Annotated in this window: 22 protein-coding genes and 5 tRNA genes (1 of these 27 only partly in view); 6 read left to right on the top strand and 21 right to left on the bottom strand. The window is 42.0% G+C overall.

The genetic code is table 11. The annotated features are described in order from the left end of the window. The 3 genes from clpB to rluD all read right to left on the bottom strand — a co-directional run. A protein-coding gene (gene clpB, locus WDV75_RS06835; protein WP_273558980.1) for an ATP-dependent chaperone ClpB crosses the window boundary here: on the bottom strand, positions 1-2,511 show its 5' portion. 63 nt of this gene lie to the left of the window's left edge; only the first 2,511 of its 2,574 coding nucleotides appear in the window; it begins with the start codon at positions 2,509-2,511; its stop codon lies beyond the left edge, outside the window. A gap of 129 nt (positions 2,512-2,640) precedes the next feature. Beyond that, entirely contained in the window at positions 2,641-3,372 is a 732-nt protein-coding gene (yfiH, locus tag WDV75_RS06830) for a purine nucleoside phosphorylase YfiH (protein WP_273558978.1), read from the bottom strand. Positions 3,373-3,379: 7 nt separating this feature from the next. Continuing rightward, on the bottom strand, positions 3,380-4,357 hold the full coding sequence (gene rluD / locus WDV75_RS06825; protein WP_273558976.1) for a 23S rRNA pseudouridine(1911/1915/1917) synthase RluD: 978 nt from the start codon (positions 4,355-4,357) through the stop codon (positions 3,380-3,382). Positions 4,358-4,495: 138 nt separating this feature from the next. On the opposite strand from rluD, the gene bamD reads away from it, so the two are divergent. The 3 genes from bamD to pheA all read left to right on the top strand — a co-directional run bounded on the left by bamD (position 4,496) and on the right by pheA (position 7,476). Continuing rightward, complete coding sequence (gene bamD, locus WDV75_RS06820) at positions 4,496-5,227, top strand: outer membrane protein assembly factor BamD (protein WP_273558985.1); 732 nt, start codon at positions 4,496-4,498, stop codon at positions 5,225-5,227. Between the two features lie 445 nt (positions 5,228-5,672). After that, the gene (gene raiA / locus WDV75_RS06815; protein WP_189760398.1) at positions 5,673-6,005 is read left to right on the top strand and encodes a ribosome-associated translation inhibitor RaiA; all 333 of its coding nucleotides are present in this window, start codon (positions 5,673-5,675) and stop codon (positions 6,003-6,005) included. A 316-nt stretch (positions 6,006-6,321) separates the two neighbouring features. Then, the gene (pheA, locus tag WDV75_RS06810) at positions 6,322-7,476 is read left to right on the top strand and encodes a bifunctional chorismate mutase/prephenate dehydratase (RefSeq protein ID WP_273558972.1); all 1,155 of its coding nucleotides are present in this window, start codon (positions 6,322-6,324) and stop codon (positions 7,474-7,476) included. A 47-nt stretch (positions 7,477-7,523) separates the two neighbouring features. On the opposite strand, the gene tyrA is transcribed toward pheA, so the two are convergent. Both tyrA and WDV75_RS06800 read right to left on the bottom strand, forming a co-directional pair. After that, positions 7,524-8,645 (bottom strand): bifunctional chorismate mutase/prephenate dehydrogenase, encoded by a 1,122-nt coding sequence (gene tyrA / locus WDV75_RS06805; RefSeq protein WP_273558970.1) that lies wholly within the window; start codon positions 8,643-8,645, stop codon positions 7,524-7,526. A gap of 5 nt (positions 8,646-8,650) precedes the next feature. After that, positions 8,651-9,745 carry a 3-deoxy-7-phosphoheptulonate synthase gene (locus tag WDV75_RS06800; protein WP_273558968.1) on the bottom strand — a complete coding sequence of 365 codons (1,095 nt, stop codon included), beginning with the start codon at positions 9,743-9,745 and terminating at the stop codon, positions 8,651-8,653. 643 nt (positions 9,746-10,388) lie between these two features. Here WDV75_RS06800 and WDV75_RS06795 point away from each other — a divergent pair. After that, the gene (locus tag WDV75_RS06795) at positions 10,389-11,732 is read left to right on the top strand and encodes an anaerobic C4-dicarboxylate transporter (protein WP_189760394.1); all 1,344 of its coding nucleotides are present in this window, start codon (positions 10,389-10,391) and stop codon (positions 11,730-11,732) included. A gap of 111 nt (positions 11,733-11,843) precedes the next feature. Here WDV75_RS06795 and rplS read toward each other — a convergent pair whose 3' ends face one another. The 5 genes from rplS to ffh form a co-directional block, all read right to left on the bottom strand. Further along, positions 11,844-12,197, bottom strand: coding sequence for a 50S ribosomal protein L19 (gene rplS, locus WDV75_RS06790; protein ID WP_189760393.1), 354 nt, complete (start codon positions 12,195-12,197; stop codon positions 11,844-11,846). Between the two features lie 65 nt (positions 12,198-12,262). Then, complete coding sequence (trmD, locus tag WDV75_RS06785) at positions 12,263-13,015, bottom strand: tRNA (guanosine(37)-N1)-methyltransferase TrmD (RefSeq protein ID WP_189760403.1); 753 nt, start codon at positions 13,013-13,015, stop codon at positions 12,263-12,265. 37 nt (positions 13,016-13,052) lie between these two features. Next, positions 13,053-13,601 (bottom strand): ribosome maturation factor RimM, encoded by a 549-nt coding sequence (gene rimM / locus WDV75_RS06780; RefSeq protein WP_273558963.1) that lies wholly within the window; start codon positions 13,599-13,601, stop codon positions 13,053-13,055. 18 nt (positions 13,602-13,619) lie between these two features. After that, positions 13,620-13,868 carry a 30S ribosomal protein S16 gene (rpsP, locus tag WDV75_RS06775; RefSeq protein WP_189760402.1) on the bottom strand — a complete coding sequence of 83 codons (249 nt, stop codon included), beginning with the start codon at positions 13,866-13,868 and terminating at the stop codon, positions 13,620-13,622. 137 nt (positions 13,869-14,005) lie between these two features. Beyond that, entirely contained in the window at positions 14,006-15,367 is a 1,362-nt protein-coding gene (gene ffh, locus WDV75_RS06770; RefSeq protein ID WP_273558961.1) for a signal recognition particle protein, read from the bottom strand. Between the two features lie 195 nt (positions 15,368-15,562). Between ffh and WDV75_RS06765 the strand changes: the two genes are divergently transcribed. Further along, on the top strand, positions 15,563-16,354 hold the full coding sequence (locus WDV75_RS06765; protein ID WP_273558959.1) for a cytochrome C assembly family protein: 792 nt from the start codon (positions 15,563-15,565) through the stop codon (positions 16,352-16,354). Positions 16,355-16,405: 51 nt separating this feature from the next. Then, positions 16,406-17,680: an HlyC/CorC family transporter gene (locus WDV75_RS06760; RefSeq protein ID WP_273558957.1), complete on the top strand. Its 1,275-nt coding sequence runs from the start codon at positions 16,406-16,408 to the stop codon at positions 17,678-17,680. A 316-nt stretch (positions 17,681-17,996) separates the two neighbouring features. Here WDV75_RS06760 and luxS read toward each other — a convergent pair whose 3' ends face one another. The 11 genes from luxS to pncC form a co-directional block, all read right to left on the bottom strand. Continuing rightward, positions 17,997-18,512, bottom strand: coding sequence for an S-ribosylhomocysteine lyase (gene luxS, locus WDV75_RS06755; protein ID WP_273558955.1), 516 nt, complete (start codon positions 18,510-18,512; stop codon positions 17,997-17,999). A 162-nt stretch (positions 18,513-18,674) separates the two neighbouring features. Further along, positions 18,675-20,234 (bottom strand): glutamate--cysteine ligase, encoded by a 1,560-nt coding sequence (gene gshA / locus WDV75_RS06750; protein WP_273558953.1) that lies wholly within the window; start codon positions 20,232-20,234, stop codon positions 18,675-18,677. Positions 20,235-20,427: 193 nt separating this feature from the next. Continuing rightward, positions 20,428-20,504: transfer RNA gene (locus tag WDV75_RS06745), tRNA-Arg, on the bottom strand. 86 nt (positions 20,505-20,590) lie between these two features. After that, positions 20,591-20,667: transfer RNA gene (locus WDV75_RS06740), tRNA-Arg, on the bottom strand. A gap of 86 nt (positions 20,668-20,753) precedes the next feature. Continuing rightward, positions 20,754-20,830 (bottom strand) — tRNA-Arg (locus WDV75_RS06735). An 81-nt stretch (positions 20,831-20,911) separates the two neighbouring features. Beyond that, positions 20,912-20,988, bottom strand: a tRNA-Arg gene (locus tag WDV75_RS06730). Positions 20,989-20,995: 7 nt separating this feature from the next. Further along, a tRNA-Ser gene (locus tag WDV75_RS06725) sits at positions 20,996-21,088 on the bottom strand. 452 nt (positions 21,089-21,540) lie between these two features. Then, positions 21,541-21,726: a carbon storage regulator CsrA gene (csrA, locus tag WDV75_RS06720; protein WP_010845367.1), complete on the bottom strand. Its 186-nt coding sequence runs from the start codon at positions 21,724-21,726 to the stop codon at positions 21,541-21,543. 247 nt (positions 21,727-21,973) lie between these two features. Beyond that, positions 21,974-24,601: an alanine--tRNA ligase gene (gene alaS, locus WDV75_RS06715; protein WP_273558951.1), complete on the bottom strand. Its 2,628-nt coding sequence runs from the start codon at positions 24,599-24,601 to the stop codon at positions 21,974-21,976. Positions 24,602-24,942: 341 nt separating this feature from the next. Then, on the bottom strand, positions 24,943-26,019 hold the full coding sequence (gene recA, locus WDV75_RS06710) for a recombinase RecA (protein ID WP_189758067.1): 1,077 nt from the start codon (positions 26,017-26,019) through the stop codon (positions 24,943-24,945). 103 nt (positions 26,020-26,122) lie between these two features. Continuing rightward, positions 26,123-26,626, bottom strand: a complete 504-nt coding sequence (pncC, locus tag WDV75_RS06705; protein ID WP_273558948.1) for a nicotinamide-nucleotide amidase — start codon at positions 26,624-26,626, stop codon at positions 26,123-26,125. Positions 26,627-26,648: the final 22 nt, after the last annotated feature.

Genomic DNA, 26,648 nt, shown 5'->3' with positions numbered 1-26,648 from the left:
TTTACCAGAGAGAATTTGCTGGGCCAGTGGATTTTCAATCTCTTGCTGGATGGCTCGTTTCAATGGACGAGCGCCATATACAGGATCAAAACCAGCTTCGCTTAGTTTTTCCAACGCTGGAGGTGTTATCTCCACTTGATAACCATGATCTTCCAAACGCTGATATAAACGCTGCAATTGAATATTCGTAATAGATTTCAGATGTTCTTTCCCTAATGGGTGGAACACCACAACTTCATCAACTCGGTTAATAAACTCAGGCCTGAAATGACGACCAACCACTTCCATCACCATATTTTTCATACCTATATAATCCAATGTACCAAAGCGTTCTTGAATCATATCGGAGCCTAAGTTAGAGGTCATAATCACAACGGTGTTACGAAAATCAACTGTTCTTCCTTGACCATCAGTCAAACGGCCATCATCCAATACCTGCAACAAGATATTGAAAACATCTGAGTGGGCTTTCTCTACTTCATCCAGCAGAATGACAGAATAAGGACGACGGCGCACCGCTTCTGTCAAATACCCACCTTCTTCATATCCAACGTAGCCGGGAGGCGCTCCCACCAACCTTGAAACGGCGTGTTTTTCCATAAACTCTGACATATCAATGCGTACCATAGCATCATCACTGTCAAACAAGAAATTAGCCAACGCCTTACACAATTCTGTTTTTCCCACCCCTGTCGGCCCCAGGAACATGAAGGAACCGATTGGACGATTAGGATCAGATAATCCTGCTCTGCTACGACGAATTGCATTCGATACAGCATCAACTGCTTCATTCTGCCCTATCACGCGTTTATGCAATTCTTGCTCCATACGCAGTAACTTATCTTTTTCGCTTTCCAGCATTCTGGATACAGGGATCCCTGTCCAGCGCGCGAGTATTTCAGCAATTTCAGCATCCGTGACTTTGTTACGCAGCAACTTCATATGACGATTTTCTGCTGTTGTTGCTGTTGCCAGACGTTTTTCCAATTCTGGAATTTTTCCGTACTGAATTTCAGACATTTTAGCCAGGTCACCACTACGGCGAGCTTTTTCTAATTCAATACGGACATTTTCTAATTCAGCCTTGATATTCTGGGTGCCACTCAGTTCAGCTTTCTCCGCTTTCCACTCTTCTTCCAATTCAGAATATTCACGTTCTTTTTCTGCCAGTTCTTCGTTCAGCATCTCTAAACGTTTTTTACTGGCATCATCAGACTCTTTTTTCAGCGCTTGCTGCTCAAGTTTTAATTGAATAACACGACGCTCAAGGCGATCCAATGCTTCTGGTTTAGAATCCATCTGCATACGCAGACTTGCCCCTGCTTCATCAATCAAATCAATTGCTTTATCAGGCAGCATACGATCAGAAATGTAGCGATGAGATAATGTTGCAGCCGCCACTATAGCCGGATCAGTAATTTGGACGTGATGATGCAACTCATATCGCTCTTTCAATCCACGTAAAATAGCAATCGTGTCCTCAACCGTAGGTTCTGCCACATAAACTTTCTGGAAACGACGTTCTAAAGCCGCATCTTTTTCTATATATTGACGATATTCATCAAGTGTTGTGGCTCCAACACAATGCAGTTCCCCACGAGCCAGAGCGGGTTTTAGCATATTACCAGCATCCATTGCGCCTTCGGCTTTGCCAGCGCCTACCATAGTGTGCAACTCATCAATAAACAGAATGACTGAACCTTCCTGTTTGGCAAGATCGTTCAAAACACCTTTCAAACGCTCTTCAAATTCACCACGATATTTAGCACCGGCTAATAACGCTCCCATATCAAGAGACAGAACACGTTTGTTTTTCAGCCCTTCTGGAACTTCACCATTGACAATACGCTGTGCCAAACCTTCAACAATCGCGGTCTTCCCAACCCCTGGCTCACCAATAAGGACAGGGTTATTTTTGGTTCTACGTTGCAATACCTGAATAGTTCGACGAATTTCTTCATCACGCCCAATCACAGGATCTAATTTGCCTTGTTCAGCACGTTCAGTCAGATCAATAGTATATTTCTTTAATGCCTGGCGCTGATCTTCTGCGCCTTGCTCATTCACTTTTTCACCACCACGCATTTGTTCTATTGCCTTAGTGATTTTATCCTTAGTTGCTCCCGCCGCTTTCAACATGTCACTTAATGTTCCACGTTCTTCTATCGCTGCCAGAACAAAGAGTTCAGAAGAAATGAAGTTATCACCTGATTTTTGTGCAAGTTTGTCACACAGGTTTAAATAACGTCCCAGTTCGTTGGATACCTGCACATCTCCACCATTGCCTTCTACTTTCGGCAATCGGTTCAGAGCCTGATTCAGTTGATCATTGAAATTTCCTGTATCCACCCCTGCCGAGGCCAATAAAGGACGTACTGAACCGCCTTCTTGATTAATTAATGCACTCATCAAGTGGATTGGTTCGATGAATTGATTATCACGCCCTAACGCGAGGGATTGGGCGTCAGCGAGAGCAAGCTGGAATTTATTGGTAAGACGATCCAGACGCATAACACCTCCAATACTGGTCAGAATTTGCTACTGGAGACTAGATAAGGTCATTCCTTAAATATTCAAGGTTTTCTGAAAAGTTAATTGGAAACTTACCGCTATACGCCAAAGATCGTCCTGTAAAGTAGGTTATCGCAACCAGATTAAAGTTGCCATTCGCCCTGTGTTGCCATCACGACGATAGGAGAAAAAGTTCTTTTCCTCCGTGACAGTACATGCGGTTCCACCAAAAATCTCCGTTATTCCTACTGACTGCAACTTTAATTTAGCCAGTAAGTAAATATTTGCCAGAAACTTATTACCATAAGATGTAAAAGCTTGTTTCAGATCAGGATTGGTTGCGATGAAAGCGTCCCTAACTTCACTTCCCACTTCAAATTTTTCAGGGCCAATAGCAGGCCCCAACCACGCACGGATCATGTCAGGTTTTGCGCTAAATCGAGACACAGTATTCTCCAACACTCCGGCACATAATCCGCGCCATCCAGCATGAGCCGCCGCAACCTCATCACCAGAAATACTGCAAAAAAGAACGGGTAAGCAATCTGCTGTCATCACAGCACAAACCTGATCAGGGATATTCGTATAAACAGCATCGGCCTGATTATTCACAAAGGGCTGGCCATCAAGTGTGATAACACGTGTTCCGTGTACTTGTTCCAACCATGTCGGTTGCTGCGGTAATTGGGCATATTCAACCAATAGTGTCCTATTCCGTTCCACGTATTCTGGAATATCCCCAACATGATTACCTAGATTTAAACTGTCATATGGGGATTGGCTTACTCCGCCTAAACGGGTAGTGCTGCAAGCGCCAACATTATCAGGCTGTGGCCAATCAGGAAAAATCAGTGATGTCATTGACTACCTACCAATCCATCTCATCTTTGAAAGTCTCGGCATCCACTTTCATGACTTCAATTAATTTAACCATGTCGTCCGGTAATGGAGCGTGCCATTCCATCTCAATTCCAGTGATCGGATGGTAAAGACGTAACATGGTTGCATGCAATGCCTGGCGATCAAAATTGCGCATCACTTCGCGAAATTCATCAGAAGCCCCCTTTAAGGGACGAGGCCGACCGCCGTACAGAGGATCACCCACCAACGGGTGTTTTATATGTGCCATGTGCACACGAATTTGGTGGGTTCTGCCTGTTTCCAAGCGCAAGCGCAAACGAGTATGTGCCCGGAAATGCTCCATAACACGATAATGGGTAACAGCAGGTTTTCCCATAGGATGTACCGCCATGTGTGTCCGTTTTGTTGGATGGCGAGAGATAGGTTCTTCCACCGTTCCTCCAGCCGTCATACATCCCAAAGCAACCGCTTCATATTCACGAGTTATTTCACGTAGTTGCAAAGATTCCACCAAACGAGTTTGTGCCGGAACGCTTTTTGCTACAACCATTAGCCCTGTCGTATCTTTGTCAAGGCGATGAACAATACCTGCACGGGGAACATCTGCAATTTCAGGATAATGATATAGCAAAGCATTCAATACGGTACCATCAGGATTACCGGCGCCCGGATGAACAACCAAATCACGTGGTTTGTTGATGACCAAAATATCGTCATCTTCATAGACAATATTCAGTTCGATATCCTGAGGCTCCCAACGTGCATCTTCTTCAATGATGGCGTCAACGGAAATTTCTTCACCGCCCAGAACTTTTTCTTTTGGTTTACTAATTAATTTGCCATTGACTTGAACTTTATTATCCAAGATCCACTCTTTTATACGTGACCTGGAGTAATCAGGGAACAATTCAGCCAAAGCTTGATCTAAACGTTGACCAAGCTGAGATTCAGCGACTATTGCATTAAGTCGGATTTGTTGAGCCATATATAACTTCTATATTTTACGTTGAGTTTTGACGGCGAGGCCGTTTCATTTAAAATAGTGTGCTATTGTAACCCCATATTTTGCCGGGAGCTTCACGGACAGTCTCCCAGAAAACACTCAGAGGATAATCAACACGTGATGATTCGCATGAAATATCTGGTGGCAGCGACCACATTGAGCCTGGTTCTATCTGGATGCTCCAGCAATAAGGATGCTGTTCCTGATATCCCGCCATCTCAAATTTATTCAATTGGGCAAGAAAAGCTGCAAGAAGGTAACTATAAAGCGGCTATCAAGCAATTGGAATCCCTTGATAACCGATATCCTTTTGGCCCGTACTCCCAGCAAGTTCAACTCGATCTAATCTACGCCTATTACAAATCAGCGGAATACCCATTGGCTCTCGCATCCATTGACCGTTTCATGCGCCTGAATCCAACCCATCCTAATATCGACTATGTACTCTATATGCGTGGTTTGGTTTCGCAAGCGCTGGATGACAGTCTATTACAAGGTCTTTTCGGCATTGATCGATCAAATCGTGATCCTGAACATGCCCGTGCTGCATTCCGTGATCTCAACCAACTGGTGCGCTATTACCCAAACAGTCAATATTCGACTGATGCTACTAAGCGATTAGTTTTCCTCAAAGAGCGTTTAGCCAAACATGAACTTGCCGTTGTTCAATATTACACAAAACGAAGTGCTTACGTAGCGGTTGTCAATCGGGTAGAACAGATGCTACGAGACTACCCTGATGCTAATGCAACTCGGAAAGCACTCCCTTATATGGAGTCAGCTTATAAAGAATTAGGATTGACGGCTGAGGCCGATAAAGTGGCACAGCTGATCGCTGCTAACCCTGTATAAAATCTTATCCCATTAAATTTGAATACGTAATCAAAAACAGTAGCTCAATGGCTACTGTTTTTTTATCTAATTAATGAAGTTACCAAGAATATCACGGCTGGGAATGTGATTTTGTAGGACTTGCCTTTTGTTCTGTTTCACCAACAAACCAAACGCATCAGCACATTTGGTCATATTTTATTTGGCTATATCTTGATTATTTTCACCTTGAAAATAATTCAATTTTTGTAATTATAACGCTATTTAACAATCCCATAACTGATTAATAATGACGCATAACTGCTTCCTTCGCAACAAATATTCTTCATATCTTCCTTGGCTATCACAATTCTGTTAATTACTGCCAAAATCACTCAATAAAAGTGATTTAGATCATTCTTTTTATGCAAAATGGCGCTATGCTGAGCACATCAGAGACGGAGCAACATCTTAAAGAGGTAACTATATGTTAGTGAACATTACCAGCAAACAAATGGAAATTACCCCCGCAATTCGTAGCCATGTAGAAGACCGTCTAAATAAGTTGAGCAAATGGCAAGTTAATCTAATCAATCCACATATTGTACTATCAAAAGAACCGCAAGGGTTTTTGGTTGATGCCACAATCGGTACACCGAATGGTACGTTAGTAGCCAGCGCTAAACATGAAGATATGTATGCTGCAATCAATGATCTGCTGACAAAATTAGAGCGTCAACTCAATAAAGTACAGCATAAAGCAGAAGCTCGCCGTACAGACAATAGTGTTAAAGAGTCCAATCTCAACTTAGAAGTATAATCCTCCCTGATCCTTTCTCTAACGCGCTCAATGAGCGCGTTTTTTACTGCCTGTTGACACTCCATGCTAAATAGGTTAATTAAACTACATTATTGAAACTATAAAGTAGCAGGCTAACAGGCCAAATGATTATCAAACCGTCTTTGTTATTTTTCTTTTTTTTCACCTTCACATCAGGAGGTTGATTCGTTTCAAAGAAAATTTAAGAAGACGAATAAAAGCCTCCCATCGTCAGGGAGGTTTTTTTGTTTTACTGATCCCAAACATATTTACGATACACAGACTACACTCATAATAAGAATATCAGGAACATACTATGGAACGAGACTTAGTGAGTTTACGAGAAGAAATTAGTCATATTGATGCAGAACTGCTGGATCTACTTGCTAAACGCCGACAATTAGCCAGTGACATCGCCCAGACAAAACTGCTCGATCATCGCCCTATCCGAGATAAAAACCGTGAACGACAGTTATTGAATGTATTGATTGATAAAGGAAAATCACGTGGATTAGATGGATTTTACATTACACGATTATTCCAGATGATCATTGAGGATTCTGTTCTTACCCAACAGGCTTTATTACAACAATATCTGAATCAGACACCTTACGATTCTGCCCGTATTACTTTTTTAGGGCCAAAAGGCTCATATTCTCATATTGCCGCTCGACAATTTGCTGCTCGTCACTTTAATCAGTTGGTTGAGTGCAGTTGCCACAAATTCTCAGATATTTTCTCACTGGTTGAGATTGGTCAAGCTGATTATGGCATCCTGCCACTGGAAAATACCAGTTCAGGGGCAATTAATGAGGTTTATGATTTATTGCAACATACCCCTCTATCCCTTGTTGGAGAGATAACTTTGCCAATCAACCACTGTCTGTTGATTGCTGGGCAAACTGATATCTCAAGGATAAAAACCGTTTATAGCCATTCCCAACCGTTTCAACAATGCAGCCAATATCTCAATAAATATCCTGACTGGAATATTGTCTACTGTGAAAGCACTGCTGCTGCTATGCAAAAAGTGGCTGAACTCAACTCGCCAGAAATAGCGGCATTAGGCAGTGAGGCTGGCGGCACTCTTTATGGATTACATGTGTTAGAAAACAACCTGGCAAATCAGCAAGAGAATAGCACTCGCTTTATTGTTGTTTCCCGTAAATCTATTGACGTATCCGAGCAAGTTCCAGCCAAAACTACGTTTATTATGTCAACCGGGCAGCAAGCAGGAGCACTGGTTGATGCTCTCATTATCCTAAAGAAACATGATATCCCCATGAGTAAATTAGAGTCTCGCCCAATAAATGGCAAACCGTGGGAAGAGATGTTTTATATTGATGTACAAGTCAATCTGCGTTCTATGAAAATGCAACAAGCATTGAAAGAATTGACGGAAATTACGCGTTTTCTGAAAGTGTTAGGATCTTACCCATCAGAAAATATTATTCCTATTGATCCAGCTTAAGGTAAAAAGACAAAACCGGATGTTTCTATCCGGTTTTAAAATAAGACCTATACTCGGTTGTCACTAGCCTGCTGCAAAAGCACTCGGCTTTCCTTCATAAATCGAGCGGCTTCATCACCAAACCAACTACTCACTTGGTTAAAATTCTCAATAAAGGCTGACTTATCTTGGTGTTCCAAGATTTCCAGCACCTGCCCGAAACTTTGGTAATACCGACGTATTAGTGCAATATTTTCAGGACTAGACATAATAATATCAGCATACAGTTGGGCATCTTGTGCAAATAATCGACCTACCATCGCTAGCTCCAATCGATATATCGGTGAAGATAATGAAAGCAATTGTTGTAAGTCGATATTTTCCTTTGCAAGATGCCGTCCGTAAGAGAAGGTAGTGAAATGACGTAACGCCTGAACGAAACTCATATTTTTATCATGCTTCTCCGCAGTAATTTGATGCAACCTCGCTCCCCATACTGATATTTGTTCCAAAAACCATTGATACGACTCTGGATAACGTCCATCGCAATACACAACTACTTGTTTAGCAAAGCTACCTACATCTGGCCCAAACATCGGATGCAACCCTAAAACCGGTCCTTTATGTACTTCAAGCATCGCATTTAGCGGTTTTTGCTTGATTGAAGCTAAGTCAACTAAAATGCATTGTTCTGGCAAAGGAGGTAATCGACGGATAATCTTCTCTGTCAAGTGAATGGGAACACTAACGATCACCATCCCTGCTCCGGCTAATATATGTTCGGCATTATCCCAATCGTCAGCTTCGAGCACCCTGACTTCATAGCCAGACAGCGTCAACAATTGGCTGAATAGTCGCCCCATTTTGCCTGAACCACCTACAATGACTACAGGTCCCAAATGAGTGCTGAGTTTTTTAAAGCCTTTGTTATTTTCACTGACATAAGATTCTCGCATAATTCGGCGCAAGATATCTTCAATCAAATCAGGAGGAATTCCCATATTTTCCGCCTCCTGACGGCGGGAAGCCAACATAGCAGCTTCCCTGTCAGGATCATAAATCGGTAAACCGAGTTGACTTTTAACTTCCCCCACTTGCGTCACTAAATTCATTCTTTTTGCTAGCAACGATAATAAGGTTTTATCTGCCTCATCAATTTGAGCTCTCAACTGTGACAATTCTGTCGCCATATTGATTATCCTGCTTTTTCCATAATTATGTTTCGATTAACCAAATGTGGAGCGATTTGTTGGTGCAGTTTTTTCAATATTTGCTCCGTAGTCTGCCAGCTAATGCAGGCGTCTGTCACCGAAACACCATATTTCATCTCAGAACGAGGTTGTTCGGAGGATTGATTTCCCTCATTAATATGGCTTTCCAACATAATCCCTGTGATGGATTGATTTCCAAACATAATCTGTTCAGCAACAGAATCCACAACAATACTCTGGCGACGAAAATCTTTACTGGAATTACCGTGACTACAATCTATCATCAGCGATGGTATTAACCCTGCTTTAATCATCTGGCGTTCACAATCAGCAACGTGTTCTGCACTGTAATTCGGCGCTGCGCCACCACGCAATATCACATGTCCATTCGGATTACCCTGAGTTTGTAGCAAACAAACTTGACCTGATTGATTTATCCCCATAAAGCGATGAGGCATTGCTGCTGCTTTCATGGCATTAATTGCCGTATTCAAACTACCATCTGTGCCATTTTTAAATCCGGCGGGGACAGACAATCCAGATGCCATTTCACGATGAGTTTGAGATTCTGTTGTTCTGGCACCAATTGCTGACCAGCTAAATAGATCCCCTAAATATTGGGGATTATTGGGATCAAGAGCCTCATTAGCCAATGGCAATCCCATTTCTACCAGGTTCAACAACAAACGGCGGGCAATATGCAGCCCCGCATCCATATCAAATGAACCATCCATATAGGGATCACTAATTAGCCCTTTCCAACCAACAGTTGTACGAGGCTTTTCAAAATAGACACGCATAACAATATACAGACAATCACTCAATTCAGCAGAAAGCACTTTCAAACGACGGGCATAGTCCAAGGCTGCATCCACATCATGAATTGAACATGGACCACATACCACTAATAACCGAGGATCGCGATGCTGAATTATGTCAGCGATAGTATTACGCGCGTTTGTGATGGCATATCGATCATGGCTATTTAGCGGATATTTCAGTTTCAACTCCTTTGGTGTGATGAGGACTTGCTCATCAAGGATATGAACGTTATTCAGAGTGTCTTTTTGCATGATCATTTCTACCTGCCTTGTCTGTTTAGTGTTTGTCTAAGTGTCTGCTGGATAACATACCATGAGCCGTAAAGATTACAATCCAAAAACGTAAATATTTTCCTTACAACGTAAACATTAATTTACAAAAAATACGAAGACCATTGGTACATGAACATGCTAACAAGCTGTTGAATTTTATTTTCATATCAAAATATATAAACAATTATTAAAGTTAATTCATTGTAAACAACGCATCACAATCACATCAAAATAGAAATAATTTATTAACCGATTACATCCAGTTTATTACAAAAATAAATATTTTTATAAATCAAACACTAAAAACAAGATCTCAATCTCATTTTTATATAAATATTCTAATAATATTAATATGTGTTTTTAATGTTTACTTGAAACTATAAAACAATATTTATAAACAATAGTTATATACCAATCTAACTTCAAGATGTGTGTGATTTCTCCCCGCTTTGCGGGGAGAAATCAGGCTTCATATCGTGTTGTAAATTGCAATTTGAAGTTTGATGCGTATATCCAATAGATCTGAAGTTACGACTAACAGCTTGTAAATGAAGTTATAAGTTATGCAGATGCAAGAGTCTGTATTACCAACTTTTATTTATTTTTCAAACACTTGTTAAGGACAGATATGATAACGCTGCAATTTACCATAATAATCATATGCTTATTGATAGGTACGCGTTATGCGGGAATGGGATTGGGACTGATCAGTGGTATTGGGCTCTTTATACTGACATTTGTCTTTGGCTTGGAACCAGGTAACCCCCCTGTTGATGTAATGCTGACTATTCTTGCTGTAATCGGTTGTGCTTCCGTTTTACAAACAGCAGGTGGGCTAAATGTTATGATGCAATTTGCAGAACGCTTACTGCGCCGTCATCCACAACACATCACCATTTTGGCACCACTGACCACTTGGATGCTCACTTTTCTTTGCGGTACTGGTCATGTGGTTTATACCATGTTTCCAATCATTGGCGATATTGCATTGAAAAAAGGTATTCGCCCTGAACGGCCAATGGCTGTTGCTTCTGTCGCTTCCCAAATGGCAATTACCGCTTCTCCTGTATCTGTCGCCGTTGTTTCTTTGGTGTCAATTATTGCTGCCAGCCATGGTATTGGGCAAGCATATGGGATCTTGGACATTTTGGCTGTTTCAATACCAGCATCACTCACTGGAGTAATACTTGCTGCATTATGGAGCTTACGTCGAGGAAAAGATCTTGATCAGGACGAAGAATTCCAGGCGAAAATCAAAGATCCAAAGCAGCGTGAGTTTATTTATGGTGGTTCTGACACGCTATTAGATCAAGTCTTTCCTAAGCAAGCTTATTGGGCAACCTGGATTTTCTTTTCCGCAATTGCTGTCGTAGTCTTATTTGGTGCATTCACCGACTTACGCCCTGCTTTTGAAGTAAAAGGTACACTAAAACCCCTTTCTATGAATCTGGTGATCCAGATGATGATGTTAATTGCAGGCTCCATTATATTGATGGCCTGTAAAGTCAAAACCAGTGAAATCGCCAACAGTGCCGTGTTCAAAGCAGGTATGGTTGCGATTTTTTCTGTCTTTGGTGTGGCATGGATGAGTGACACCTTCTTCCACTCACATTTAGGTGAATTAAAACTCGTCCTGGAAGATGTGGTTCAGGCACAACCGTGGACTTATGCCCTTGTACTGTTTTTGGTATCAAAACTGGTTAACAGCCAAGCTGCCGCCTTAACAGCTATTGCGCCAATGGGATTACAACTTGGCGTTGATCCTAAGCTTCTTATCGCTTTCTTCCCTGCTGCCTATGGCTATTTTGTTTTACCTACTTATCCAAGCGATTTGGCTTGCATTGGTTTTGATCGTTCAGGTACAACAAAAATCGGGAAATTCATTATTAACCACAGTTTTCTGTTACCAGGATTGATTGGCGTCAGTAGCGCCTGTACAGTAGGATATATTTTAGCCAGTGCGTTTATGTAGCTTACTCCCCCTTATCTGACTTACCACTGAAAAAATCAGTTGTCTGATTTAGAATGTAAAAAGGCCAGCATGTGCGCTGGCCTTAAAACTTTCGGATGTAGCGAAAGCGTATTATTTTGCGTTCAGACGCTCTTTAATACGAGCTGCCTTACCAGAACGCTCACGCAGGTAGTACAGTTTAGCTCTGCGAACAGCACCACGACGTTTCACAGCGATGCTGTCTACGACTGGGGAATGAGTCTGGAATACACGCTCAACACCTTCGCCGTTAGAAATCTTACGAACAGTGAATGCAGAGTGCAGACCGCGGTTACGAATCGCAATAACCACGCCCTCGAATGTCTGCAGACGCTTTTTAGAACCTTCAACGACCCATACCTTAACTTCCACGGTGTCACCCGGACGGAATGAAGGTACGTCTTGCTTCATCTGCTCTTGTTCAAGTTGTTTAATAATGTTGCTCATAATAACTCTCTTACCCTAGGTAAACTGATATATCAAAGACATCCCTTCAACGGGATATGTCTGGATTAATTCGTTGCCTGATCTCGATATTCCCGTTGGAACTCAGATAGCAACATCCTTTGCTCGTCAGTCAGAGCTAGGTTTTCTAGAAGTTCGGGCCTTCTTAACCAGGTTCGGCCAAGCGACTGTTTCATTCGCCAGCGATTAATTTCTGCATGGTTTCCCGACAGCAAAACTGAGGGAACTTCCATACTATCTAACACTTCAGGGCGAGTATAATGTGGGCAATCCAACAATCCATCAGCGAATGAGTCTTCTTCTGCCGATGCTTGACGCCCCAATACTCCCGGAATAAACCGTGATATCGAGTCAATCATCGTCATTGCAGGAAGCTCTCCCCCGCTAAGAACGTAATCACCGATAGACCATTCTTCGTCAATTTCGGTTTGGATGATACGCTCATCAATACCTTCATAACGTCCGCAAACCAGAATTAATTTCTCATTTGCTGCCAGTTCACAAACTCCCTGTTGATCGAGTTTGCGTCCCTGAGGTGAAAGATAAATCACCTTTGCACCATCACCTGCCGAAGCTTTAGCTGCATGAATGGCTTCCCGTAATGGTTGCACCATCATCAGCATGCCTGGACCACCGCCATAAGGGCGATCATCAACAGTACGATGCCGGTCGTAGGTAAAATCCCTGGGATTCCAGCATTCGATACTCAACAGGCCATTTTTTACTGCCCGACCAGTTACCCCGTAATCGGTTATTGCGCGGAACATTTCAGGAAACAGGCTAATAACCCCAATCCACATACTGCGTCCCACTCACTTAAACCGTTTTTACCGGAGATTAAAAACCAGGATCCCAATCTACCTCAATGGTTTTGGTAGCGAGATCGACTTTCTTGATAACCTGCCCATCAAGAAACGGAATCAACCGCTCCTTGATACCGAATGCATCTTTCAGGTTTGCTTTGATTACCATCACATCATTAGAACCCGTTTCCATCATGTCATGAATGGTCCCAAGGTTATAACCGGCGGTATTTATTACTTGGCAACCAATAAGGTCTTTCCAGTAATAATCACCCGCTTCCAGTTCTGGTAATTGGCTACAATCCACCACAACTTGACAGTTAGTGAGTAAATTCGCCGCATCCCGATCGTCAATACCTTTAATTTTGACAATAATATCTTGGTTATGGTATTTCCAGGCTTCCAGTTCAATATGTTGCCACTGGCCTAAGCGTTGAATAAACCACGGTTGATATTCAAAAATGTCTTCGGCGTGTTCGGTGGAAGAAAAAACTCTGAGCCAACCACGAATGCCATATGCAGATCCTAATTTCCCCAATACAATTGGCTCAACAGGGTGCTTCAGGCCAGATTGTTTGCTCATTGTTACCACCGCGACAGATTAAGCTGCTTTCTTAGCGTCTTTGATCAGTGTAGCAACACGATCAGACACAGATGCACCCAGACCAATCCAATGTTCGATACGGTCCAGATCTAAACGCAGAGTTTCTGCTTTTCCTGAAGCGATTGGGTTGAAGAAACCAACACGCTCAATAAAACGACCATCACGCGCATTGCGGCTATCGGTCACGACTACTTGATAAAACGGACGCTTTTTTGCGCCGCCACGAGCTAAACGAATTGTTACCATAACATCCTCATTAGTTAGCAAAACAACCAGACGCCATCGAGGAATGGCGTCCGGCTGTCCATTTAAAAGCCCGAAAATTTTACTCACTTTGGCGCAAAAAGCAATCCAAAGAACATTTTCTTTCGCAACTTTATTGATTATCGCCCCATAAATCCTGGTGGCAGCATACCTTTCATGCCTCGCATCATTTTTGCCAACCCACCTTTCTTCATCTTTTTCATCATACGCTGCATTTCATCAAACTGTTTCAATAAACGGTTGACATCCTGCACTTGTGTGCCCGATCCCATCGCAATACGACGCTTACGGGAACCTTTGATGATTTCTGGTTTTTCACGCTCTTTACGCGTCATGGAATTAATGATAGCTTCCATTTTGACCAGAATTTTGTCATCCATTTGAGATTTGACCGCATCAGGGATCTGCGACATTCCCGGAATTTTGCTCAACATGCTAGCCATTCCGCCCATATTACGCATTTGTTTAAGCTGTTCTAGAAAATCGCTTAAATCAAAACCGTCACCTTTTTTCAGTTTGGACGCCAATTTTTCCGCTTGGGTACGGTCAACTTTGCTTTCAAGTTCTTCAATCAGTGAAAGCACATCTCCCATGCCTAAAATACGAGATGCAATGCGATCAGGATGGAAAGGTTCTAATGCATCCGTTTTTTCACCAACACCGAGAAATTTGATGGGCTTACCCGTAATATGGCGGATGGAAAGCGCAGCACCGCCACGTGCATCACCATCGACTTTTGTCAAAACAACCCCAGTTAAGGGCAATGCTTCATTGAATGCTTTTGCTGTATTTGCCGCATCTTGACCTGTCATTGCATCAACAACAAACAGGGTTTCAACAGGATTGATAGCTGCATGAACCGCTTTGATTTCATCCATCATAGCTTCATCAACATGCAGACGACCTGCTGTATCGACTAACAGTACATCATAGAATTTCAACTTAGCATGTTGGAGCGCTTTATTGACAATATCAACAGGCTTTTCCTGTGGATCAGAAGGGAAAAAGTCAACGCCAACTGTTTCAGACAAAGTTTCAAGCTGTTTGATCGCCGCGGGTCGGTATACGTCAGCAGAAACAACCAAGACTTTTTTCTTGTTTTTCTCTTTCAGCAACTTACCTAGTTTAGCCACGCTGGTCGTTTTACCTGCACCTTGCAAACCAGCCATAAGAACCACCGCGGGAGGTTGTGTAGAGAGGTTCAGTTCACTGTTAACCTCTCCCATCGCCTTAACCAATTCATTTTGAACGATTTTGACGAATTCCTGACCTGGTGTCAGACTTTTGTTAACCTCATGCCCCACAGCGCTTTCTTTGACTCGTGCAATAAAATCACGCACAACAGGTAATGCAACATCCGCTTCGAGCAAAGCCATACGAACTTCGCGCAGCGTATCTTTAATATTATCTTCAGTCAGTCGTCCACGACCGCTGATATTGCGCAATGTGCGCGATAGTCTGTCAGTTAAATTATCAAACATGGTCTCAGCTCAGATATCTACAAATGGGTCTACCTGTAAGGCAAATTTTGCAAATTATAGCACGATGATTATGTGATCTCTGCAAAGAGATTCCCAAGTATGATTAACAACGGTTGGAGGCTACTCCTGCTAGCGGTATACTTAAATTTCAGGTTCAATCCATACCCGGATTCCATTGCGAAAACGATACACGTTATGCTGATATTTTCAATTATTGCTCTACTTGCCTATCTCATTAGCCTGACGCTCATCGTGCCAGGTTTATTGCGCCAACAAAACAGTTATCAAAAACTGGCACTTTCTTTTGCCATTGTTGCGTTAATCGCTCACGCGATTGCATTAAAATATCAAGTGTTTCATGTTAGCAGCGGGCAAAATCTCACTTTATTGAATTTAGGCTCAATTGTTAGCTTACTTATGTGCATCATCATGACAGTCGTCGCTTTCCGTGGGCGTGCATGGTTTTTACTGCCGATTGTTTACAGTTTCTCCATGATCAATTTGATACTGGCGAGCATGATGCCGGGAGAATTTATTACTCATCTTGAAGACAGTATCGAGTTATTTATTCACATTGGGCTGGCATTACTTGGTTATGCTACGTTACTCATTGCAGCGCTTTATGCATTGCAACTTGGTTGGTTGGATCATCAACTTAAAAAGAAAAAACTCACATTTGCCGCTGGTATTCCCCCATTGATGACAATTGAGCGAAAAATGTTTCACATTACTCAAGTTGGTGTAATTTTACTAACATTGACGCTCTGTACTGGCATCATGTACATGGATGATATTTTCAGTAAAGAAAATATCCATAAATCTATTTTATCTATCATTGCATGGTTTACTTACGTTATTTTGCTTTGGGGGCATTATCATGAAGGATGGCGTGGCAAGCGTGTTATTTGGTTCAATTTGATTGGCGCATTTATTCTCACGCTGGCCTTTTTCGGTAGCAGGCTATTACAGGAACTGATGGTTTATTAATAAGTTATTTATCATCGCCAATTTGTATAATTATTAGGAAGGAATTCTGTTTTGGAGAGTATCTCAACAAGTACACTGATTATTATTCTTGTTGTTATGGTTATTGTTTCGGCTTATTTCTCTGCCTCTGAAACTAGCATGATGACAATCAACCGATATCGCTTACGCCATTTGGCTAAACAAGGGAGCAATCCCGCACGCAGGGTGGAATCTCTGCTACGTCATCCAGACAGACTCATTAGCCTGATACTTATCGGTAATAATCTTGTCAATATTTTGGCGTCTTCTCTTGCTACTATCGTTGGTATGCGACTCTATGGTGATGCCGGTGTTGCTATTGCAACAGGTGTACTCACATTCATTATTCTTATTTTTTCTGAAGTGATGCCAAAGACCATTGCAGCGCTTTACCCTGAAAGGATTGCATTCCCAAGTAGCTTCCTGTTACGCCCCCTAGAAAAAATTATGCTGCCTCTTGTCTGGTCATTTAATAAGATCAGTTTGCTGTTTATGCGCTGTTTGGGTATCAAAACCTCTAATATCCGCAGTGATGCCGTCAGTAAAGACGAGCTACGCACAATTGTAAATGAATCAAACGGCAATCTATCACGCCGCAATCAAGACATGCTGCTCTCAATATTAGATCTTGAGAAAGTTACCGTTGGTGACATTATGATCCCACGTAATGAAATTGTCGGCATTGATATTAACAATGATTGGAAGTGCGTTATCAGGCAACTGACACACTCCCCACATGGACGTATTGTGTTATATCGAGACTCCCTTGATGATGCCATCGGTATGCTCCGAGTGCGTGAAGCCTACCGACTGATGATGGAGAAAAAAGAATTTACAAAAAGAAATTTACTCAAAGCCGCAGATAAAATCTATTTCATCCCAGTTAGCACACCATTAAATATCCAACTTGTTAATTTCCAACGTAACAAACAAAAAGCTGGCCTAATCGTTGATGAATATGGCGATATTCAAGGACTAGTGACTGTCGAGGATATTTTAGAGGAAATTGTCGGTGATTTTACCACTTCTATGTCGCCAACTCTGGCAGAAGAAGTTCTTCCGCAAAGTGATGGCACCGTTCTGGTTGATGGCACAGCTAATATCCGTGAATTAAATAAAGCTTTCGGTTGGGCGCTTCCCGAAGATGGCCCAAGGACAATGAATGGAATGATTCTGGAAGAACTAGGTGAAATTCCTGAATTAAACGCTAACGTGCAAATTAATAAATACAATTTTGAGGTTCTTGCGGTGCAAGATAATGTTATCAAGCAAGTTCGTGTAACACCGATAAACCAAAATACAAAATAAAGTATAAATTTAATTCAGTGAATCATCAGTTAACCGCTATACCAATCCAACTTGCAAATCAATGTGATTGTTTATATCTCCCCGCTACGCGGGGAGATATCACACGCATCTTGAAGTTAGATTGGTATATGTAACCAAATAAAAATAATTAATGAAATTAATGATTTTAAAAATATAGAGAGAAAAGAACACGAATGTAGGTATAAGGGCTAGCGGAATAAGCTAGCCCCTCAATAACATAAAGCCGATCTGATTACTTAACCACAAGCTCCATCACCAAATGTAATAGTCGTTATCATATACAATATCTAACAAACTAAACTTGAAGCTCCACCAGTTTTTCTTCAGGCAGTGCCAATTCATCGTTATAATTGACACGAACACCAGAATCGAGGATACGCTGAGCAATATCTTGGGCTTCTTTCAATGAGTGCATTTCATATGTACCGCACTGATAAATGTTTAATTCCGGAATCTGACTCTGATCTTGAACTTTTAGCACATCTTCCATTGCCGCTTTCCAAGCCTCAGCCACTCTCAATTCTTCCGGAGCACCAATTAAGCTCATATAAAAACCAGTACGACATCCCATTGGGGAAATATCAACGATTTCAACACCATCACCATTCAAATGATTGCGCATAAAACCCGCAAACAAATGCTCAAGTGTGTGAATTCCCCGTTCTGGCATCACTGCTTTATTAGGAACACAAAAACGTAAATCAAATACTGTGATAGTATCGCCGTGAGGCGTTTTCATTGTCTTGGCAATTCTAACAGCAGGTGCAGCCATACGAGTATGGTCAACTGTAAAACTATCCAATAAAGGCATAATACTACCTCCTAAGGTATCAGATTTTTTACGAAGATTTTTTCAGATAAGTGAAACCTTTTCATTTGCGGCTGGTCATAAGATATGAAGACGCGCAAAATTGTTATCATCCCTATTCTCTAAGATATTTTATTTGGCCACCACTGGTGGCCGTTTTCTTTTTTAACGCTCAGCATGAAGCTTTAAATACTCTTCAAAGCTCATATTATCTTGCTGTTCAAGATCATACTGACGTGATACAGAAACTTCACGTTCAACAGAAAAATTTTCATCACTCAAAATTGAATAATGTTCTTCAATCAATTCGTTATGATACTGGTCTGCCAGTTCCAATCCAAAACCCACTATCCCCTGAGATTTCATTTTGTCCAGGACACGTGCAGAAAACGTTAGTGATGGATCTTCAAACATATTAACTAATTCTTTACAGACTGACTGATATTGCGTCCCTGAACAGGCATCCAGGACTTCGGCAACCCGCTCTAAATCCCTGAATAACTCTTGTCCCACAATCTTAAGCGGTTGTTGCTCAATCCCACAACCAAGACCAATAGACAACCCTGGTTTACGCCCTTCTAAGATAACTTTATTCCAGTTTCCACGGCAACAGGCAAGTTCCTCATTTCCCATTTCAGGGGCATCAGCCAAAGCACACCATATCAAAAATAAGTCAAGAAAACGAATTTGCGTCTCATCAACCCCAACGGAGGAAAAAGGATTGATATCTAAAGAACGCACTTCAATATATTCTATACCACCTCTTAACAAAGCATCTGAAGGTGACTCGCCCTCTTTCGTGACGCGTTTGGGACGAATTGGTGCGTACAACTCATTTTCAATTTGAAGGACATTAGTATTGAGCTGTAAGTATTTATCTCCTTTTTTGATACCGATTGCCGCAAATTCTTCAGATGGCTTATGAATGGCTTTCTTAAGTCCCTCTACATAGGTATGAAGATGATTAAAAGTAATATTCAGATCACTTTGCGATTTATTGGTATACCCCAGGTCACTCATCCTCAACGAAGTTGCATAAGGCAGGTAACAAGTCCCTCTTTCGGTTTTCTCGAAAGATAATGCGGTATTTCGTCCACGTAAGAATGAAGAACAAATTGCCGGTGATGCACCAAATAAATAAGGGATCACCCAGCCAAAGCGGTAATAATTGCGGATCAAACGAAGGTAGCCATCTGAAATCTGCTCTTTTCCTGTTTCAGCGTCTTTAATACCTAACCATGCCTGCCAAAAACTCATCGGCAGAGAAAAATTATAATGCACACCAGAAATTGTTTGCATGAGTGCGCTATAACGGTTCTTTAATCCTTCACGGTACAAAGTCTTAAAGCGGCCCAAGTTAGACGTACCATATTGAGCCAAAGTGATATTTTCTTCTTTATCGATAAAACATGGCATACTTAAAGGCCACATTTTCTCATTGTGCAGATTCCGGGCAGTATAGATATGCAAATCTTTAAGGAAAGCAATGGTTCTATCTATATTACTATCAACAGGGGTAATAAACTCTAGTAGAGATTCAGCAAAATCAGTTGTAATCCATTTATGCGTTAAAGAAGCACCAAGTGATTTTGGATGCCCCGTCTTAGCTAAATGACCGTCTGGAGTAACACGCAATGTTTCACGTTCAATGCCACGACAAATGCCGTTTAATATGGTTGGGTTTGCCTCTAACCATGACAATGCTTTTGATACGTCCGGGATCAATTTGTCCTCCCGTGGAGTTTAAAAGATTATTACTAAAAGTTTACTTTATATGAAACAACTCAAGTTGTCGCTGCTTACATAGAGGTAGCAATGCACTTCCGCCCAAATTATAAACAGAATTAATAAAACAAATGTTATATTTAAACGGAAATAAAAGAAAAACCCCTGCCTTGATAAGGCAGGGGGTTCAAGCTGGCGCATCCAGGAGGATTCGAACCTCCGACCGCTCGGTTCGTAGCCGAGTACTCTATCCAGCTGAGCTATGGATGCATTGTCAGTTTTCTATTTCTTTTCAGGCACTATTTATTGCCTGAATCGATACAATCTTGATCTCCCAAAATCGGGACATCTAAAAATGGTGCATCCAGGAGGATTCGAACCTCCGACCGCTCGGTTCGTAGCCGAGTACTCTATCCAGCTGAGCTATGGATGCGTTGTCGGTTTTCTATTTCTGTTCAGGCGCTATTGATTTCCTGATCTGATAGAATTGTGATCTCCCAGAATCGGGATCATCTAAAATGGTGCATCCAGGAGGATTCGAACCTCCGACCGCTCGGTTCGTAGCCGAGTACTCTATCCAGCTGAGCTATGGATGCGTTGTCGGTTTTCTATTTCTGCTCAGGCGCTATTGATTGCCTGACTAGAATTGAGATACCTAAAAAATCGCGGTATTTAAATGGTGCATCCAAGAGGATTCGAACCTCCGACCGCTCGGTTCGTAGCCGAGTACTCTATCCAGCTGAGCTATGGATGCATATTAATGGCGGTGAGGGAGGGATTCGAACCCTCGATGCAGCTCTTAACCACATACTCCCTTAGCAGGGGAGCGCCTTCAGCCTCTCGGCCACCTCACCATTTTCAAAACCTGCGACTTAGAAGTTTTCACTCCGTAGCTTTTAAAATCTTTACTTCTGGTATTTACCCCGAAGCTTTCCTTCAAGCTCTTCGTCGCTGCGATGGCGCACATATTACTTTCCCTGCCTGATAAGTCAAACAATTTTTCGAAACTTTTTTTCGTTTGAACACTTAGCACGCAAAATGCTTGGTTTAGCATCTAAAAGATTGTTTTACCAACAATGAAATTATCTAAAAGCTGTTAAAATTTATGAAAATGATTATTCATCTCTATAGCCTCATGAACGAGGCTTTTTCAACAGATAGAAAATAAGAAGACATGAGAGAATAGAAACAAGGTATCAAAAAGAGATAAACATAGTAGGAGTGACAAAACAGGGAAGTAGAAAGAAGCAGAGAAAAGAGTAGAGTAGCGCCCAAGTCTTATAAAAGCGTGGACGCCATTCTTGAATTAAAAAGTTGTAGGCTGAGATTTCTCCGCCTGAATCCGTTGATAAATTTCTTCACGGTGAACAGAAACTTCCTTGGGCGCATTTACACCAATGCGAACTTGGTTGCCTTTAACTCCCAGTACTGTGACTGTTACCTCATCGCCTATCATGAGCGTTTCACCAACTCGACGAGTCAGAATAAGCATTCTTTGCTCCTTGAAAATTTAAAAGAGTCGGGTCTCTAGGTTTCCCCGCTATTATCCATCAAACACCGTGAAAACGTAAAGCAATGATATCTACTTAAAGTATAAGCAGTTTTGAACACATTTCCTATATCTATAGGATAGCTAAAATATAAGTATGTGCCCAACATTTCAACAATTTCACAACAAAAAACATTCGGCACCATAAAAAAATGCTTTCATGGTGCCACTGCTGTCACGGCAATACCAACTATAACCGCAATGTTACCCACTCTTCTACACTAGCTAATGCGGAAGGAAGAGCGGTTACATCGGTCCCACCAGCCTGAGCCAGATCAGGACGACCTCCTCCTTTACCTCCAACTTGTTGGGCGACAAAAGAGATTAAATCACCTGCTTTTATTCTAGCAGTCAAATCCTTCGTTATACCAACAATTAGACTGACTTTATCACCAGTCACTGTAGAAAGCACAATAATTGCTGATCCTAACTGATTTTTTAGATCATCAACCATCGTCCTAAGCATTTTGGGCTCTATATCACCTAATTGTGTCACCAGCAGACGAACACCTTGGATTTCCTTGGCTTGGTTTGCCAGGGAAGAACTTTCCTGAGCGGCTTGCTGAGATTTCAACTGTTGCAACTCTTTTTCCAACTGTTTCGTTCTGTCCAGTGTCGTTTTCACTTTCTCATTCAGGCTACTGATATCACCTTTCACCAGATGAGCGATGTCTTGCAGTAAATCAGCCTGCTGATAGATAGCGTTTAGTGCAGTTTGCCCCGTAATAGCTTCAATACGGCGAATTCCTGCTGCTGTACCCGATTCACTAGATATACGGAACAACCCTATATCACCTGTGCGACTCGCATGAGTACCACCACATAATTCGGTAGAAAAGCCACCCATACTGAGTACACGTACTTTTTCGTCATACTTCTCGCCAAACAATGCCATAGCACCTTTAGCTTTTGCTTCTTCCAGCTCCATTAATTCTGTAACAATTGGTGAATTTTTGCGAATCTCTTCATTCACCAAGTTTTCGACTTGACGGATCTGTTCTGGCTTCATGGCCTCAAAGTGAGAAAAGTCAAAGCGCAGATACTTATCATTTACCAAAGAACCTTTTTGGGCAACGTGTTCTCCCAAAATTTGCCGTAATGCCGCATGTAATAAATGGGTCGCTGAGTGATTCAAACGAATCGCATCTCTGTGTACCACATCAATTTCAGCATTAACTGTCTGATTAACGCTCAAACTACCACTTATCAACTTACCAATGTGACCGATTGCCTGAGCATATTTTTGTGTATCGACAACGTCGAATACACCATTGCCGTTCGACAATTTACCCGTATCACCAACCTGTCCACCAGATTCAGCGTAGAATGCAGTTTTATCAAGTATAATGATCGCTTCTTCACCAGCGTGAATTTGCTCAACGGCTTGACCATTGCGGAAGATAGCGATAACAGCAGCTTGCTGTGAATTATGTTCATAACCACAAAAATCACTGCGTCCATCAACTTTGATCAGCTCATTGTAATCAGTACCAAAGCCACTGGATTCACGAGCACGACGACGCTGGTTTTCCATCGCTGCATCAAAACCAGCTTCATCTACTTTGATATTACGTTCGCGGCAAACATCCGCAGTCAGATCAACAGGGAAACCATAGGTATCATACAAACGGAAAGCGGTTTCACCATCGAGCGTATCACCCGATAATTTAGCCAGCTCTTCATCCAGCAACTGTAAACCACGCTCTAAAGTACGAGCAAACTGTTCTTCTTCGGTTTTTAATACCTGTTCAACCAAAGTTTGCTGTTGTTTCAGCTCTTCACCAGCCGCCCCCATGAATTTAATCAATGGTGCAACGAGCTTGTAGAAGAAGGCTTCTCTTGCCCCCAGCATGTTGCCATGACGAACAGCACGGCGAATGATACGGCGAAGTACATAGCCACGGTTTTCATTGGATGGAATAACCCCATCACAGATCAGGAACGCACATGCACGGATATGGTCTGCGACAACACGCAGAGATTTATTGGTAAGATCTGTCGCTCCGGTCACTTCTGCAACCGAAGCAATTAAGCTTTGGAATAGGTCAATCTCGTAGTTGGAGTTGACGTGTTGCAAGACAGCTGTGATACGCTCCAGCCCCATGCCGGTATCAACGGACGGTTTTGGCAACGGCTCCATAGTGCCATCGGCATGACGGTTGAATTGCATGAAAACGATGTTCCAAATTTCAATATATCGGTCACCGTCTTCTTCTGGGCTGCCTGGAGGACCACCCCAAATATGTTCGCCGTGGTCGTAGAAAATTTCCGTACAAGGACCGCATGGGCCAGTATCCCCCATTTGCCAGAAATTATCTGACGCATATGGAGCACCTTTGTTATCACCTATACGAATGATTCTTTCTGCTGGAACTCCGACTTCTTTATGCCAAATGTCATAAGCTTCATCGTCTGTCTCATAGACAGTAACCCACAGTTTTTCTTTCGGCAGGTTAAACCACTCTTCGCTGGTCAGTAACTCCCATGCATATTTAATTGCATCTTGTTTAAAATAATCGCCAAAACTGAAGTTACCCAACATTTCGAAGAAAGTGTGGTGACGGGCTGTATAACCCACATTTTCTAAATCGTTATGTTTACCGCCAGCACGAACGCAGCGCTGAGCCGTTGTTGCTCTAGAATAAGGTCTATTATCCAATCCTAAAAAGACATCTTTAAACTGGTTCATCCCTGCGTTGGTGAACAACAATGTTGGATCATTGGTTGGCACCAACGAGCTGCTTGGTACTATCTGGTGCCCTTTAGTATGAAAAAAGTCAAGAAACGCTTGACGGATCTCAGCGGTGCTTTTGCTCATAATTGTCCCGAAATCAAGCTGAAAAAACAGATCTATGAATGGTTGAGGTGGTATATCGCGTCACCATTTCAACTCACGAATAAATTAAAGTGGGGTTAAGATAGAGAGTCTTCCATAAGAAGTAAAATCCCATATAAATCCATTCGCCTTCCAGCATTGTAATTCGTCTAAAGATTTTCTGAAAGTCTGTTCATTACACCTGTTTCAATACGCCTATTTCAAGGATGTTTATTTCCGCCAGAGAAACGGGCGTAAAAATAAAAAACCACACCCGATATGGATGTGGTTTTTAAAAGCCAGATTAGCTCTTTATTATGACTGAATTGGAAGACAAATACGTATTAAAACTCTTCGTGATTCACTTCTTCGCCGTTGTCTTCATAATCTGTCACGTAATCCGTCGCTGCACTACTGAACTCACCTGTATTATTCAACAGTAAATCGCGCAGTTTTTTATCCAACTCGGATGCAATTTCTGGGTGTTCTTTCAGATACATAGTAGCATTGGCTTTACCTTGTCCAATTTTTTCGCCATTGTAGCTATACCATGCACCTGCTTTTTCTACCATTTTGTGTTTAACACCCAGATCGACCAACTCACCAAAAGTGTTGATACCTTCACCATAGAGAATTTGGAATTCGGCCTGTTTAAATGGTGCAGCAACCTTGTTCTTGACTACTTTCACACGTGTTTCGCTACCAACCACTTCGTCGCCATTTTTCACCGAACCAGTGCGGCGAATATCCAAACGGACAGATGCGTAGAACTTCAGTGCATTACCACCTGTGGTCGTTTCTGGGTTACCAAACATCACACCAATTTTCATGCGGATCTGGTTGATAAAAATCAACAGGGTATTCGAGTTTTTCAAATTTCCCGCTAATTTACGCATCGCTTGGCTCATCATACGTGCAGCCAGGCCCATATGAGAGTCGCCGATTTCACCTTCAATTTCTGCTTTTGGTGTTAATGCTGCAACAGAGTCAACAATAATCACATCAACAGCACCAGAACGTGATAGGGCATCACAGATTTCCAATGCCTGTTCGCCAGTATCAGGCTGAGAACACAACAGATTATCAATATCTACACCCAGTTTTTTCGCATAAACCGGATCAAGAGCATGTTCGGCATCAATAAAAGCACAAGTTCTGCCTTCGCGCTGGGCAGCGGCAATAACTTGCAAGGTCAGCGTTGTTTTACCGGAAGATTCTGGTCCGTATATTTCCACAATCCGGCCCATTGGCAAACCACCCGCACCCAATGCAATATCCAGTGACAGGGAACCGGTAGAGATGGTTTCAACATCCATTGAGCGATTTTCACCCAAACGCATGATGGAACCTTTACCAAATTGTTTCTCAATTTGGCCCAGCGCTGCTGCTAGTGCTTTTTGTTTGTTTTCATCGTTAGCCATGTTGACTCCTTCGCAAGCAATGAAGGGGCTGCCTCACTGCTGATAAACTGTTTCTGATACCAAAGTGCCGTATGATTATACTGTATAATCATACAGCATCAAGCTAATTTTTTATGATTTCATCCAATAAAGTTTTCAAAGAAAAAATGACGGCTTGTAGACGCACAGCATTGCGATCACCTGAAAAATGCTGGCGATATGTTACAGTCTGGATGTTTTCATCAACGTAAAAGGCAAACCCAAACCAAACTGTGCCAGTCGGTTTTTCCTCACTCCCTCCTTCTGGCCCAGCAATGCCGCTAACTGCAACAGAAACGTCTGCCTTAGCGACGATTAATGCCCCTTTAGCCATCTCTTTTACGATCTGCTCACTGACCGCTCCAAATTGCGCCAATGATTCTGGTAAAACGCCCAGCATTTCATGCTTAGCATCGTTGCTGTAAGTCACAAAACCACGATTAAAGTAGGCTGAACTTCCCGCAATATCTGTGATCACTTTAGCTATCCAACCCCCTGTGCAAGATTCTGCACAGGTCACAGATAATTCTTTTCGTTTTAATCTCTTTCCAAGTTCAATACTAAGCTGATTCAGGATTTTTTCATCCATAACAGACCTTCAATTTTATAAG

Source organism: Xenorhabdus griffiniae (assembly GCF_037265215.1).
GTDB classification, from domain to species: Bacteria; Pseudomonadota; Gammaproteobacteria; order Enterobacterales; family Enterobacteriaceae; genus Xenorhabdus; species Xenorhabdus griffiniae.
This window is presented reverse-complemented; position numbering and strand designations above follow the sequence as displayed.

Bases quoted from the DNA above. Each gene is read 5' to 3' on its own strand.
- yfiH (WP_273558978.1), bottom strand. From the start codon at position 3,372: ATGACATCACTGATTTTTCCTGATTGGCCACAGCCTGATAATGTTGGC.
- rluD (WP_273558976.1), bottom strand. From the start codon at position 4,357: ATGGCTCAACAAATCCGACTTAATGCAATAGTCGCTGAATCTCAGCTT.
- bamD (WP_273558985.1), top strand. From the start codon at position 4,496: ATGATTCGCATGAAATATCTGGTGGCAGCGACCACATTGAGCCTGGTT.
- raiA (WP_189760398.1), top strand. From the start codon at position 5,673: ATGTTAGTGAACATTACCAGCAAACAAATGGAAATTACCCCCGCAATT.
- pheA (WP_273558972.1), top strand. From the start codon at position 6,322: ATGGAACGAGACTTAGTGAGTTTACGAGAAGAAATTAGTCATATTGAT.
- tyrA (WP_273558970.1), bottom strand. From the start codon at position 8,645: ATGGCGACAGAATTGTCACAGTTGAGAGCTCAAATTGATGAGGCAGAT.
- WDV75_RS06800 (WP_273558968.1), bottom strand. From the start codon at position 9,745: ATGATCATGCAAAAAGACACTCTGAATAACGTTCATATCCTTGATGAG.
- WDV75_RS06795 (WP_189760394.1), top strand. From the start codon at position 10,389: ATGATAACGCTGCAATTTACCATAATAATCATATGCTTATTGATAGGT.
- rplS (WP_189760393.1), bottom strand. From the start codon at position 12,197: ATGAGCAACATTATTAAACAACTTGAACAAGAGCAGATGAAGCAAGAC.
- trmD (WP_189760403.1), bottom strand. From the start codon at position 13,015: ATGTGGATTGGGGTTATTAGCCTGTTTCCTGAAATGTTCCGCGCAATA.
- rimM (WP_273558963.1), bottom strand. From the start codon at position 13,601: ATGAGCAAACAATCTGGCCTGAAGCACCCTGTTGAGCCAATTGTATTG.
- rpsP (WP_189760402.1), bottom strand. From the start codon at position 13,868: ATGGTAACAATTCGTTTAGCTCGTGGCGGCGCAAAAAAGCGTCCGTTT.
- ffh (WP_273558961.1), bottom strand. From the start codon at position 15,367: ATGTTTGATAATTTAACTGACAGACTATCGCGCACATTGCGCAATATC.
- WDV75_RS06765 (WP_273558959.1), top strand. From the start codon at position 15,563: ATGCTGATATTTTCAATTATTGCTCTACTTGCCTATCTCATTAGCCTG.
- luxS (WP_273558955.1), bottom strand. From the start codon at position 18,512: ATGCCTTTATTGGATAGTTTTACAGTTGACCATACTCGTATGGCTGCA.
- csrA (WP_010845367.1), bottom strand. From the start codon at position 21,726: ATGCTTATTCTGACTCGTCGAGTTGGTGAAACGCTCATGATAGGCGAT.
- alaS (WP_273558951.1), bottom strand. From the start codon at position 24,601: ATGAGCAAAAGCACCGCTGAGATCCGTCAAGCGTTTCTTGACTTTTTT.
- recA (WP_189758067.1), bottom strand. From the start codon at position 26,019: ATGGCTAACGATGAAAACAAACAAAAAGCACTAGCAGCAGCGCTGGGC.
- pncC (WP_273558948.1), bottom strand. From the start codon at position 26,626: ATGGATGAAAAAATCCTGAATCAGCTTAGTATTGAACTTGGAAAGAGA.